Origin of the sequence: Vibrio nomapromontoriensis (assembly GCF_050337205.1) — a bacterium.
GTDB lineage: Bacteria > Pseudomonadota > Gammaproteobacteria > Enterobacterales > Vibrionaceae > Vibrio > Vibrio nomapromontoriensis.
Map to the genome: position 1 here is coordinate 519,614 of NZ_JAKJSS010000007.1, position 12,300 is coordinate 531,913.

The 12,300-nt window shown below is 43.1% G+C and carries 14 protein-coding genes; 7 read left to right on the forward strand and 7 right to left on the reverse strand.

Features of this window, described 5'->3' with window-relative positions; translation table 11 throughout:
* Positions 1–12: 12 nt before the first annotated feature.
* Both torC and torE read right to left on the reverse strand, forming a co-directional pair.
* A complete protein-coding gene (torC, locus tag L4D05_RS06450; RefSeq protein ID WP_428751839.1) occupies positions 13–1,194 on the reverse strand; it encodes a pentaheme c-type cytochrome TorC in 1,182 nt (393 codons plus the stop codon).
* Positions 1,195–1,238: 44 nt separating this feature from the next.
* Positions 1,239–1,415 carry a trimethylamine N-oxide reductase system protein TorE gene (gene torE / locus L4D05_RS06455; protein ID WP_250616776.1) on the reverse strand — a complete coding sequence of 59 codons (177 nt, stop codon included), beginning with the start codon at positions 1,413–1,415 and terminating at the stop codon, positions 1,239–1,241.
* A gap of 436 nt (positions 1,416–1,851) precedes the next feature.
* On the opposite strand from torE, the gene L4D05_RS06460 reads away from it, so the two are divergent.
* A complete protein-coding gene (locus L4D05_RS06460; protein ID WP_428751838.1) occupies positions 1,852–2,649 on the forward strand; it encodes an ABC transporter permease in 798 nt (265 codons plus the stop codon).
* 343 nt (positions 2,650–2,992) lie between these two features.
* Positions 2,993–3,178 (forward strand): hypothetical protein, encoded by a 186-nt coding sequence (locus L4D05_RS06465; RefSeq protein ID WP_428751837.1) that lies wholly within the window; start codon positions 2,993–2,995, stop codon positions 3,176–3,178.
* Between the two features lie 234 nt (positions 3,179–3,412).
* Here L4D05_RS06465 and focA read toward each other — a convergent pair whose 3' ends face one another.
* Positions 3,413–4,255 carry a formate transporter FocA gene (focA, locus tag L4D05_RS06470; protein ID WP_428751836.1) on the reverse strand — a complete coding sequence of 281 codons (843 nt, stop codon included), beginning with the start codon at positions 4,253–4,255 and terminating at the stop codon, positions 3,413–3,415.
* A gap of 276 nt (positions 4,256–4,531) precedes the next feature.
* Positions 4,532–5,722, reverse strand: coding sequence for a BAR domain-containing protein (locus L4D05_RS06475; protein WP_428751835.1), 1,191 nt, complete (start codon positions 5,720–5,722; stop codon positions 4,532–4,534).
* Between the two features lie 265 nt (positions 5,723–5,987).
* On the opposite strand from L4D05_RS06475, the gene L4D05_RS06480 reads away from it, so the two are divergent.
* Entirely contained in the window at positions 5,988–6,227 is a 240-nt protein-coding gene (locus tag L4D05_RS06480) for a TIGR02647 family protein (RefSeq protein WP_428751834.1), read from the forward strand.
* Between the two features lie 104 nt (positions 6,228–6,331).
* On the opposite strand, the gene L4D05_RS06485 is transcribed toward L4D05_RS06480, so the two are convergent.
* A complete protein-coding gene (locus L4D05_RS06485) occupies positions 6,332–6,760 on the reverse strand; it encodes a PACE efflux transporter (protein ID WP_428751833.1) in 429 nt (142 codons plus the stop codon).
* A gap of 98 nt (positions 6,761–6,858) precedes the next feature.
* Here L4D05_RS06485 and L4D05_RS06490 point away from each other — a divergent pair, with 98 nt between their 5' ends.
* Positions 6,859–7,743 (forward strand): LysR family transcriptional regulator, encoded by an 885-nt coding sequence (locus tag L4D05_RS06490; RefSeq protein WP_428751832.1) that lies wholly within the window; start codon positions 6,859–6,861, stop codon positions 7,741–7,743.
* 1 nt (position 7,744) lies between these two features.
* Complete coding sequence (locus L4D05_RS06495) at positions 7,745–8,587, forward strand: NAD-dependent epimerase/dehydratase family protein (protein ID WP_428751831.1); 843 nt, start codon at positions 7,745–7,747, stop codon at positions 8,585–8,587.
* A gap of 103 nt (positions 8,588–8,690) precedes the next feature.
* Here the strand turns inward: L4D05_RS06495 and L4D05_RS06500 are convergent, their stop codons facing one another.
* Both L4D05_RS06500 and cysS read right to left on the reverse strand, forming a co-directional pair.
* On the reverse strand, positions 8,691–9,269 hold the full coding sequence (locus L4D05_RS06500; RefSeq protein ID WP_428751830.1) for a thymidine kinase: 579 nt from the start codon (positions 9,267–9,269) through the stop codon (positions 8,691–8,693).
* Between the two features lie 88 nt (positions 9,270–9,357).
* Positions 9,358–10,740 carry a cysteine--tRNA ligase gene (gene cysS, locus L4D05_RS06505; RefSeq protein ID WP_428751829.1) on the reverse strand — a complete coding sequence of 461 codons (1,383 nt, stop codon included), beginning with the start codon at positions 10,738–10,740 and terminating at the stop codon, positions 9,358–9,360.
* Between the two features lie 238 nt (positions 10,741–10,978).
* On the opposite strand from cysS, the gene L4D05_RS06510 reads away from it, so the two are divergent.
* Both L4D05_RS06510 and lpxH read left to right on the forward strand, forming a co-directional pair.
* On the forward strand, positions 10,979–11,473 hold the full coding sequence (locus tag L4D05_RS06510) for a peptidylprolyl isomerase (RefSeq protein ID WP_428751828.1): 495 nt from the start codon (positions 10,979–10,981) through the stop codon (positions 11,471–11,473).
* A 34-nt stretch (positions 11,474–11,507) separates the two neighbouring features.
* Complete coding sequence (lpxH, locus tag L4D05_RS06515; protein ID WP_428751826.1) at positions 11,508–12,272, forward strand: UDP-2,3-diacylglucosamine diphosphatase; 765 nt, start codon at positions 11,508–11,510, stop codon at positions 12,270–12,272.
* Positions 12,273–12,300 lie beyond the last annotated feature (28 nt).

Genomic DNA, 12,300 nt, shown 5'->3' on the forward strand with positions numbered 1-12,300 from the left:
AATTAACGTCTATTAGTGGTGGCCTTCAGAAAAGTCTGATGAATGCTTCTGTAGATACTTAAGAACCAGAGCTTCAGTGTCTTTATCGAAGTTCACAAATGCGATCATACCGTCTAGCATGCCTACCCAACCATTGGCACTAAAGTGTGCGACGTCAGGTTGTGTGTGACACGTTGAGCAGTTGGTTTGATACGCTTCACCTGCCGCGTTCCAAATTGGCGTGTAGTCAGGCAACATGGATTCTTTTTTCATCCATAGGTTGACTGAAACTTGTTCCCAAGGCAGACCCGTTAGCTCGTCTTCTTTCTTCTCACCAACAACAACGTCAGAGCTTTGAGATACTTCTTTAGTCAGAATGGCTGTTGATATGTTCATACCAAAGTCTTCTTGAATAACTCGACCAAAGCCTTTTGCTTTGCGCCAGCCATCGATTTTAACTTCAATCATATCGCCTTTGTCATCAACAATTGCCACTTCACTTGCCGGGCTTAACAAACCAGCTTCAGTTGCAGCCGTTGCATCGGTGTAAAGTGGTAGATGACGAATTGAAACCACATCATTACCTTTAGAGTAAGACGTGCTGCTTGCTATCTGTTCTAGATCGCCAACAATGCCGCTTGCACTAGCCATATCTTTTGGTAAATGGTGAGCAATACCTTTATGACAATCAACACAACTTTGATCTCGCTCTGCTGCTGACGTCATTTGAATGCGTGCCGTCGGAGACATTTGCTCAAAGTCCATTGACTCATAAGCGTGACAGTTCTTACATTCTAATGATTTGTTCGCCGAGAAACGATCCCACTCATGGCGAGCAAGTTCGAGACGACGGGCCTCAAATTTCTCTGGCGTATCTAAATCACCAAAAATTTGTGCGAATACTTCTTTAGAAGCTTGCATTTTACGTGCAATTTTATCGGTCCAGTTATGCGGTACATGGCAATCTGGACAGGTGGCACGCACACCAGAATCATTTTTCCAGTGCACCGTTTCCTGAAGCTCCACATACACGTTCTCACTCATGGTGTGACAACCGATACAGAACTCTTCGGTATTGGTTGCTTCCAACGCCGTATTAAAGCCACCCCAGAAAATAACGCCTGCCAAAAAGCCACCAGCGGTTAGAACACCTAAGCTGATATGAACTGCGGGTCTACTGATAGTACGCCAAAGTTTGATTAAAAAGGATTTCATGTCTTACTCTCTCGAAACTCGTAATAGATTGAATGGCGGTTAAATTAGCCGTGAACGCCTGGAGGTCCAAATACGAAGATCTGAAGCATCCACACAGTAAAACCGTAACCACCTACGATCGCCACACTCAAGAGAGGAAAGAAAACTGCGCAGATGAAAAAGAAAGACTTCCATTCCATACCATGTTTTTCAGTGCTCTCAACTTTGTTAACATCACTCATACATTTGCCTATTTTGTATCGTGTTAAAGCTGCGATTTACTCTTATGAATAAATCAATTATTGAAACTATTCTAAGGAAAATGCTAAACCATACTATGTGTGTGGTTCAACCAATTCCGACCTCTCAACCCTTGTTAATCAACACTTTTTTGAGGTCACCCTAACTTGTTATTAATTAAATGTTGATATATAAAAATGTGAATGGATGTGAAGAAATAATATCTGTACAAGTATGTAAACAAGATCGCAATTATGCAACATTTCGCGGAATTATCCGTGCTAGAGTCGGATGAGATTTCATCAAATAGTGGGGAATGTCGTACAAAAATGTTACGTAAGAGTTAATAGAAGAGATCAATAACTGCCAAAAATCAGTGTGTGATTTCCAATAGTCCCGTAAAATAACGCCATCATCCCTTTGACGAAAATAGTGGTTATGCAAGACGTCATAGACATAACTTGGTGGCAGTTACTCGGATTTTCGACAACCTTATCCATCCCCTTTTTGATAAGCCGATACTATGCGCTCAATCTAAACAAAGACGCTTGTATCAGCATTCTTCGAATGACAGTGCAGCTCGCTCTCGTTGGTCTTTATCTTGAATATTTGTTCTACTTAGACAACATTTTCATCAATGCAATTTGGTTAACCGTGATGGTCATCGTTGGTGGAAGTGCTATTTTAAGCAAAGCCCGATTACCTAAGAAGCCGTTACTGCCTTATATCGTCCTGTCACTATTGATTGGTTTGTTACCTATCATCACTGTGCTATGTGTGGTGATCATCCAACCTGTCCCTGCTTATAGTGCCCAGTACGTTATTCCTCTTGCAGGCATGCTACTTGGCAATAGCCTGAGTGGGAATATTGTCGCGCTGCAAAACTTTTATGGGGCATTACATGACCGCTGGACAGAATACGAAGCTGCAATTTCGTTAGGGGCACCCGTCCCATTGGCCACACTGCCCTTTGTACGTCTTGCCCTACAAAAATCACTAGCGCCGATTCTCGCGACCATAGCAACGACTGGCTTGGTATCCTTACCCGGCATGATGACTGGTCAAATTTTAGGCGGAGCAAGTCCCCTTGTCGCCATTAAGTATCAACTGCTGATTATGCTCGCCATTTTTGTCATGATGAGTGTTTCTATTACTATTAACTTAAACCTGATTGTTCGGCGTGGATTTAGTCGTTCCGGTATGCCTTATGTATCACCACAACATGATACACGCTGAATATTGCTGTTTTTCGAGCACACCCATTCGAGATATTGCATTCCTTTTATAGCGCTCTCAACATCAAAGGTGCGCGATACTATCGTCAATATCTGTATTGTTAAGGCTCTTAAGACGAATCAAAAATGCCTAAAAATCATGTTACACACCTACTTTAAACTTGGTTATCCACAGGATATGTGGATAACCAAGTTACTGAGTTATTGATACTTTTCTTAATCAATGAAAAATAACAAAACCCTTCACGTTCATCTGTTCGTCATACGCAATAAGTAATTTGATTACTCGTTAGTCAGTGCAATGCACTCTGCCGCAAAATCAAAAGGGACGAGGGAGAAGCTATATGGAAAGCAAGCTTAATTGGATAACGTACAAAGCCAGTACAGAGCGTGATTCGGATTCCATGCAAGATAACGGCAAAAACTGGTTAATTTGCACACCAGCAGTGTTGTCTGAGTGTCATTCAGCTCCGCCTTGTGAGTTATCACCAAAAGCCTTTAACGATAGTTTTAGACACACTATTTTTTAGACACACGATAGCTTTAGTCATCATTTTCGGGTTAGCCGTTGCCATGGCGTGAGTCAGAGTCCTCGCCTTAACCGTCACTGAAATAGTAATAAGCACCGAGAGAAATGGGTGTTGATAAATTTAAACGAATAAAGCGCCCGGAAGGCGCTTTATTCGTTAGTTGGCGGATTTTTATAAGGTGTTAATGGCTAGGCGATGTCGCACCGCTCCCACAAAAGGTATGCATTACCTGACTTAATCGCGTAAATAGATTAACCAGTACAGCATTCCGACAAAGATGCCACCGCCGATTATATTACCCAACGTCACTGGAATAAGATTATTAGTGATAAATGCCAGCAAATTTAAGTCAACAAAATCTGCTGGCGTCGCACCGATGTTTTGCCAAAATTCTGCGGGTGCAAAGTACTTAATTCCAACCGCCATTGGAACTTGAAACATATTGGCAATACAATGCTCAAAGCCTGCTGACACAAACATCGCAACAGGCAACACCATCACAATGATCTTGTCTGTCAATGTTCTGCCGCTAAATGTCATCCACACTGCAACACAAACCAAAACATTACACATAATGCCTAACGCGACGGCCTGCCAAAATCCATGGTGCAACTTATGCTGAGCAATTTGCATCGTATTTAGACCAACCTGCCCTGCATCGAATAGATATTGCTTAGCGGTAAGCATTATCGCAACCAGGAACAATGCTCCTAGCATATTGCCAAAATAGACAACAGCCCAGTTCTTAAATAACGCACCCCAAGTAATCTTACCGCTTGCTCTGGCAACCAGCGTCAACACTGAACTGGTGAACAACTCACCACCCGTAATGATCACAAGTACTAGGCCAAGACTAAACGCCAATCCACCCAAGAAACGGGTTAAACCCCAAGGTAAATCATCAGCGCCGGTAGTGATGGTGGTATAAAAAATAAAAGCGATACCAATGTGTAAACCTGCCGTGATGGCAAGTAAAAAGGATTTCATTGGATCTTTCGTCGCTTTACCTACACCCGCCTCAGCGGCACGCTCTGCCATTTGTGGTGGCAACAAAGCATCGAACTGGTTCATTTCCATTTTCTCAATACATGTTTAGTAACAATTTGGTGGTGGCGGATAATGCTCCCAATCAATAGATATGGCAAGTGACATTTTCACTCATTATCAATATAAATATCTCATCCATGCTAAACCACAAAAAAATTACTTAAAAAACAATTAGAAGGTAGATAGTCCACATTTTTGCAGCCTTATTTTTCACCCGATTTTTTTCAAAAAAAAACACCGCCAACTGGCAGTGCTCTTCTGGTCACTCTGACCTTATGTCAGTATGTTACTATCAGGATAAAACGGTCAGTCCGCAGCTTGCTCTTGCAACGCACTAACTAACTTCTTCAGATTTTCAATCTCAGCTCTATTATTAGCGGCTTTATCCATCGCCTCGGACACGACTTGGTCATTTGCGCTCTGAACATCTCCACGCTGCATTTCCAGCAGTGCCAGTTTTTGCTTAAGTAACGCGTTCTCTTTACGTAAAGCAATGGACTGATCCGCTTTATTTAGCATCTCAACATCGTGCGCTATTCGCTCTGATTGCGATGTAAGATCCTGATCTCGGTAGTCATTGCCTTTCGCAGCAATGGATATTTTATGAAGACGGGATTCTGCATCCAACACTAACGGCTCAAAGTTAGACTTTTCAACATTAGACAACTTAGTCACCTCGGAGACGATAGCCTCCAGTCGTCGAAACTGGAAGTTGATGCTATCCACATCATGTTCAATGGTTTCAAAATCGCGTGGTGATTGGCTCACAAGTTTACGTAATTCCAAAATGCCCTGCTCAACATAGCTAAAGCTAATCGGTGCCATCACATTGTACCTAGCCTTAGACAACGAAGATAACTTTTGCGCCAATGGTTCCACGTATATCGCATCGATCACACGAACCTCAAGTGCCATCGCTTTCTCCAGAAATATGGCCTGATAGCTTTCCGCCCGATCCACTTCTGACACAACTAGGTATTCAAACAAACGCTCATATTCGCGCGTCACACTGGTCGTCGCGTGGCGGAAATACTTTGCTGCCTCTATTTTTCTTAAGTAGGCCATCTGGGTCATTGCTGGCTCAAGCAACTCATCGGCCTGCTTTTTTAAACGTTGGATCGCGGTAAAGTTATACTCCACGCTATTAATGCGATCTCGAAACGCAATCGCGTATGTTTCGCTGGAAAAGACGGAATGCTTCACATCAACTTGCGACGGATCTTTTCTCATTTCAATAAACAGCTCATGCGCGTCTTTCCATGAAGACATCATATCGCGATAATTTTCCGGTGCGTATATCCTTAATGACTCCGCATCTTCCAGTTGATTAGCCCACATCGAATGCGTTTTTAATACGTCTTGATAGACTTGATTTTGTGCTTGCTGAATCTGTTCAGGACTCAGATTCGGATCTCGCTCAACCGCCGTAGGAGTTGATGCACAAGAAGTAATGCCCAAAACACACATGAGTACCACAACCGCTTTGCGCGTAGACATTTTCGCTCCTTTACAACTAGATAGCCGCAGCGTATCTAGCCAACTAAAATCATAATAATTATGGATCTTCACTCACTATATGCAAACTCGAAAGTAAAAGACATGACTTAGACATTCAAATGGTTACAATTCATCCACTTAGAGTAAAAATCTTACAGAATACATAGAGAACACGGGGTCATCTAACAAAATATTCACTATCTGATTGTCATTACGCCCAAATCACTCTATGTTGATCGGACTATCTAAATGAAAAGGCACAGCTATGAAATTAACGTTAGAACACCTTGCCGAAATGAACTTGCTACTGCAATTTGACTTAAGCAGTTCAGCTACTGGAATCAAAGTTCATACCGACGCCAACGAAGAGATGCAAAAAGCAGTCCAACAGCTTCATGCTAAAGGACTATGTACCATGCCTGACGGTGGCTATTTAACGAGCGAGGGAATTGAAGTGGCAGAACATGCCGATAAAATCTTGCGAGTATTGAACGCGAACCTGTAATTCTGATGCTTTTCCCTATGAGGCGGCAGCTTTCTTCCGCCTCATCTATTTCCAACCTAGCGTACCCGTATGATCCTCATAGCAACTGGTTATCAAACCCGTATTTAGTGGTTATTAAAACTTCCTACCCAACGTTGATACGGCTGATATTTGTCATACACCCAATTAAATATCGTGGTGTAAAAAAAGAAAAAAATTAAAAATCCCGCCTCAATTAGTAATGCCATCCATAATGAAACCTGCAAAAACCACGCGATGACAGGAATAGTGAACAGTATAAGACCGGCTTCAAAACCGATAGCATGTACCGCTCTCACTAATATTGAGCGCTCACTTCGCCCCCCTGGAAGCCACTTATCAAACTGAACGTTGTAAATGTAATTCCAAATAACAGTAAATATACTCATTCCGATCCCGACCGTCATTAATGACAACGATTGACTTCCCGTAGCCATAGAAGCAACAGGCACAATGATAGCTAGAGCTAGCACCTCAAAAACAACAGCATGGAATATTCTTTCTTTATTATTCATAGCGATAACCTAAAATACCAATAATCAACATTACCAATATTATTATTATCCGCTATTCTAACCTCATTGAATAACGAGATTCCATCAGGATAACTGATATGTTAAGTATCGAGCAAATAGAAGCGTTTATTACGACGGTAGAAACCGGTTCGTTTTCTGCTGCCGCTCGGCAACTTGGGAAAGTGCAGTCGGCAATAAGTCAAAATATTATGAACCTTGAAATCGATTGCGGCGTCGAAGTATTTGACCGCAGCAAGCGCTACCCAATTTTAACGGAGGCGGGCTCTAAGCTCCTGCCCTACGCCAAAGCCACTATGATTCAACACCATCGACTGTCTGAACTTGCTGGTAGTTTAACGCTCACTGACATACAACCTATTGTACTTGCTGTAGACGAAGGGATCCCACTAGAACGCATCACTCCTATCCTAAAAGCATTGTCACAAGAATTCCCAACCCTGCAGCTTGAGTGCCTACTCGCCTCCAGTATCGACATCATTGAGATGGTGCAATCAGGGCGTGCAACTTCTGGGCTCGTATACGGCGAGCACGTCATTCCATTTTCGTTGGATTTTGAACATGTCGGGGCATTTGAATTCGATATCTTTGTTGCAGCATCACACCCTCTCGCTCATACAATCGCCCCCCATATTGAAATACTGAGCTTACATCGACAACTCGTCGTAAGCTCAAGAAACGCGCAAGAAAGCAGCTTTCATCAAATTCTAAGCCCAGATGTCTGGTATTCGGATAGCTACGCTATGATTATGGAATGGTGTATTGAAGGGTTTGGCTGGGCCTATGCGCCTTCCTATATGGCAAAAGCCGCACTTGAGCAAGGCACGTTGGTTCAAGTTCCTATAGAATTTGAAAAATTGTCAGCAATCATCAATATCGACTTAATCCAACACTCTGGGAAGAGTAAAGACGCTGGTCATAAAAAATTACGAGAGCTACTACGACATCGCTTCGAGGACGTTTAATATGAATGGAAATCACATACTCATTGTGGGGGCTGGCTGGCTAGGTCTTCCACTTAGCAAAGCCTTAATTAGCCGTGGATACCCAGTGACTGCAACCCGTACCTCTCAACAAGGTTGTGACGTCCTTACCGAAAGCGGAATCGACAATTTATGCTTAGATCTCAACACGCTTCGAGACGAGAGTGACGAGCTTGCGTTGACTAACCAACTCGTCAACAAACAAATCACTACCATCATTGGCTGCTTTCCCCCTGGCTTTAGACAAGGTGGTGGAGCTCGCTACGCGTCGCAATGGAACCAACTCTGCCAAATTGCCAAGCGCTTAGAGGTAGATAAAATCATCATGGTAAGCTCAACAACTGTCTACCCAGAGACTGCTGAGCTCATGACAGAAGATATGGCAAGGCTGCCTATCGCTCGTGGACGAGAGGACTTTACCGCGAAATCCATCATCATGTTGACGGCAGAAGAACACGTTAGAAATTCGACATTGGACTACGCCATCCTACGTTGTAGTGGCTTATTTGGCCCAGAGCGCCACCCTTCTAGGTTTGCTTCTAAGCTAAAATCGGTGAGTAATCAAGCTTCAGCAAATATGTTACACCTTGATGACGCAATTAATGCCATCATCTTTTCACTCGAAAATATCCAGTCTGGCGTCGTCAATGCAACGACACCCACCACCTGCGACAAAGTCACCTTTTACCGAGCAGCTCTGCGTTCGGTAGGGCTTGATACATCGCTTAATTTAGTCAATTCCGAGCCTGGGAAAACCATTTCCAGCGAGAAACTGCAGCGACTGGGCTATCACTTCAAATACCAACACGTTTTGGATGCGCTGTAGCTTTTGGCTGCGTAATAGTTATAAGTAACGGTGCTGTCATATTATCGATACAAAAAAAGGAAGCGTTCGCTTCCTTTTTAATACCATTAAATTTTTGCTGAGACTACTTACCAAGTGCCTCTTTATAGTGCTGACGACACGCGGATACGTACTGGTCATTACCACCAATTGCGACCTGATCACCTTGGGCTATCGCTACACCATTTTCGTCGGTACGAATCACCATATTGGCTTTACGGCCACAATGACAGATGGTTTTAAGTTCAACCAGTTTATCTGCCCAAGCAAGTAAGTATCGACTGCCTTCAAACAACTCACCTAAGAAATCGGTTCTTAGTCCGTAACACAGAACTGGGATGCGCAGCTTATCTACAACCTCCGTCAGTTGATAGACCTGTTCTTTAGAAAGAAACTGGCATTCATCAACGAGAATACAATGGCGTGGATTTTCAGCATGAAGCGTTGCAATCACATCATAAAGGTCGGTGTCCGGGCGAAATAGTTGAGCATCAGACTGTAGACCAATTCGAGAACTTACCTTACCAACACCATAGCGATCATCTAGAGCTGCAGTAAAAATAAGTGGGGTCATTCCTCGTTCTTGATAGTTAAACGAAGATTGAAGAAGAGTTGTAGACTTACCCGCATTCATCGCTGAGTAATAAAAATACATCTGAGCCAAAATGTTACACCACATCTAAACTTAAAAATAAGCCCTTGTCAGGCAAGGGCTAGATAATAATTTACGTTACGTTCAAAACACTGATGAATTATTTACGACGCCATGTAGTGCCGGCGGCGCCATCTTCAAGAACAATGCCCATCTCCGTCAATTTGTTACGAGCTAAATCAGCATTCGCCCAATCTTTTGACGCTCGAGAATCGTTACGAAGCTTAATCAACGCTTCAATCTCAGCCACTTCATCATCATCGCCAGCATCACCTTTCAGGAACGCTTCAGGGTCTTGATGTAAAATACCAATAATATCAGCCAGTTCACGCATCACAGCGCCGAGTTGGCTTGCTTGCTCAACGTCGACAGTTTTCAGACGATTGATTTCACGAGCCATGTCGAACAGCACTGAGTAGGCTTCTGGTGTATTAAAGTCATCATTCATAGCCGTAGTAAAACGTGTTACGTACTCTTCGCCACCCGTAGGTTCTGCATCCGCATCTAAGCCACGCAATGAAGTATAGAGACGCTCTAGCGCCGCTCTTGCCATATTTAGATTGTCTTCGCTGTAGTTTAACTGACTGCGGTAGTGACCAGACATAAGGAAGTAACGTACCGTTTCAGCGTCATAGTGGGACAATACGTCACGAATAGTAAAGAAGTTGCCTAATGACTTAGACATTTTTTCTTTGTCGATCATCACCATTCCGCTATGCATCCACGTATTCACATAAGGCGTGTCATGAGCACAGCAAGATTGAGCAATCTCATTCTCATGGTGAGGGAACTGCAAATCAGAGCCACCACCATGAATGTCAAAATGGTCACCAAGAATAGAAGAGTTCATCGCTGAACACTCGATGTGCCAACCTGGACGACCAGGTCCCCAAGGTGATTCCCATGTTGGCTCACCTGGCTTAGACATTTTCCACAGTACGAAATCGAGCGGGCTACGTTTCGCCGTTTCGATATCAACACGAGCACCCGCTTGCAGTTGTTCAAGATCTTGCTTAGATAGTCGACCATAATCGTCAAATTTACCGACTTCAAACATTACATCACCGTTGTCAGCAACATAAGCAAAGCCTCGTTCAATAAGACGCTCGACAAGCGCTACGATTTCTTCAATAAACTGAGTGGCACGAGGCTCAACATCAGGGCGCTTCATATTTAGCGCATCAAAGTCTGCATGCATTTCACCAATCAAACGCTCAGTAAGTGAATCACAGCTTTCGCCATTTTCATTCGCTCGCTTGATGATTTTGTCATCAATATCGGTGATGTTACGTACGAAGTTTAGATCGTAACCAACGTATCGAAGATAACGAGATACAACGTCAAAAGATACAAACGTACGGCCGTGACCAATATGACAGAGATCGTAAATAGTGACCCCACAGACATACATACCAACTTTGCCAGCATGAATAGGTTTGAATTCCTCTTTTTGTCTCGTCAGTGTGTTGTATATTTTTAACATGATCTCTATCTGGATTATTACGTTCAAAAGTATCGTCGATTATAACCATAAACCTCAACAGAATGGAGCGCTTAAACGAAGAAAACTCACAAATTGTCGTCATGAAACCCCAATCTCATCAATATCGAACAAAAACCACGCGCTGAGTGACGGATCTGTGTATTTGCCCGTTTGCTTGTCACCTCAGTTAAGCTAGAATCGTGGTTTCAACATAAAAACACGATAATAGGTATTCATCATGATCACCCTTCATACTAATTTCGGCGACATCAAGGTTCAATTAAACGAAGAGAAAGCACCAGAAACAAGTGCAAACTTTCTACAGTACTGCCGTGATGGTTTTTACGACAACACTTTGTTCCACCGTGTTATCGATGGTTTCATGATTCAAGGCGGCGGCATGACGTCTGGCCTAAAAGAAAAAACAACACGTGCAACTATCAAAAATGAAGCAAACAATGGCCTAAGCAACAAAGTAGGTACATTGGCTATGGCTCGTACAATGGAACCTCATTCTGCTAGCTCTCAGTTTTTTATCAACGTAAACGACAATAAATTCCTAGACTTCCGTTCAGAGAGCCTTGATGGTTGGGGTTACTGCGTTTTTGCTGAAGTTGTTGAAGGTCTAGATATCGTAGAAAAAATCAAAGGCGTTAGCACTGGCTCTATGGGTATGCACCAAGATGTACCACTAGAAGAAGTTATTATTACCAGCACAACGATCCACGAGTAATGGTGAGGGAGAGCGTGGCTCTCCCCTTTTTAATATGACGACACTATTTATATCTGACCTGCACCTCTCGCCTTCTCTTCCCGACACAACGGAATGCTTCATTAAGTTTATGCGTCATGAAGCGGTACACGCTGATGCCTTGTATGTACTCGGTGATTTATTTGAATTCTGGATCGGCGATGATGACCCGTCCGATTTTGCTGAGTCTATTCGCCATGAGTTTAAGCAATTGACCAACTCAGGCGTGCCGTGCTTTTTTCTGCAAGGTAATCGTGATTTTTTACTCGGCAAGCGTTTTTGTCGCGATACAGGCGTCACGCTATTACATGAGCAAACCGTTATTGACCTGTATGGGAAGAAAGTTGTGGTATTACATGGTGATACGCTGTGTACTGACGACACAAAATACTTAGCTTACCGTGCAAAGGTCAATCAGCCTTGGCTGCAATGGATTTTTAATCGCCTCCCATTCTTTACAAGACAGCGTATTGTTAATAAGATACAAGGCGATATCCGTGTAGAGAAAGTTGAAAAATCGCTCGACATTATGGATGTCGCACAAAGCGCGGTGGAAACCGTAATGAAGGCGGAAGACGTAGGTATGATGATTCATGGTCATACGCACCGTCCGAATATTCATACATTCAATCTTGGAACCGAAGAATATACGCGTATCGTCTTAGGAGATTGGTACACCCAAGGCTCTGTGTTGGTCTGTACGCCAGAAAAACAAGAACTACAAGTACGAGATTTTGTTGAAAGCATGAGCCATTCCACAGAAAATCCGACAGATCGATAGTCAACGTTACCTATTAAACGTTAAGATA

Excerpts from the sequence above, each read along its gene's own strand:
- L4D05_RS06475 (WP_428751835.1), bottom strand. The coding sequence starts at position 5,722 with ATGTCTACGCGCAAAGCGGTTGTGGTACTCATGTGTGTTTTGGGCATT.
- cysS (WP_428751829.1), bottom strand. The coding sequence starts at position 10,740 with ATGTTAAAAATATACAACACACTGACGAGACAAAAAGAGGAATTCAAA.
- torC (WP_428751839.1), bottom strand. The coding sequence starts at position 1,194 with ATGAAATCCTTTTTAATCAAACTTTGGCGTACTATCAGTAGACCCGCA.
- L4D05_RS06460 (WP_428751838.1), top strand. The coding sequence starts at position 1,852 with ATGCAAGACGTCATAGACATAACTTGGTGGCAGTTACTCGGATTTTCG.
- lpxH (WP_428751826.1), top strand. The coding sequence starts at position 11,508 with ATGACGACACTATTTATATCTGACCTGCACCTCTCGCCTTCTCTTCCC.
- L4D05_RS06465 (WP_428751837.1), top strand. The coding sequence starts at position 2,993 with ATGGAAAGCAAGCTTAATTGGATAACGTACAAAGCCAGTACAGAGCGT.
- L4D05_RS06485 (WP_428751833.1), bottom strand. The coding sequence starts at position 6,760 with ATGAATAATAAAGAAAGAATATTCCATGCTGTTGTTTTTGAGGTGCTA.
- L4D05_RS06510 (WP_428751828.1), top strand. The coding sequence starts at position 10,979 with ATGATCACCCTTCATACTAATTTCGGCGACATCAAGGTTCAATTAAAC.
- L4D05_RS06490 (WP_428751832.1), top strand. The coding sequence starts at position 6,859 with ATGTTAAGTATCGAGCAAATAGAAGCGTTTATTACGACGGTAGAAACC.
- torE (WP_250616776.1), bottom strand. The coding sequence starts at position 1,415 with ATGAGTGATGTTAACAAAGTTGAGAGCACTGAAAAACATGGTATGGAA.
- L4D05_RS06480 (WP_428751834.1), top strand. The coding sequence starts at position 5,988 with ATGAAATTAACGTTAGAACACCTTGCCGAAATGAACTTGCTACTGCAA.
- L4D05_RS06495 (WP_428751831.1), top strand. The coding sequence starts at position 7,745 with ATGAATGGAAATCACATACTCATTGTGGGGGCTGGCTGGCTAGGTCTT.
- focA (WP_428751836.1), bottom strand. The coding sequence starts at position 4,255 with ATGGAAATGAACCAGTTCGATGCTTTGTTGCCACCACAAATGGCAGAG.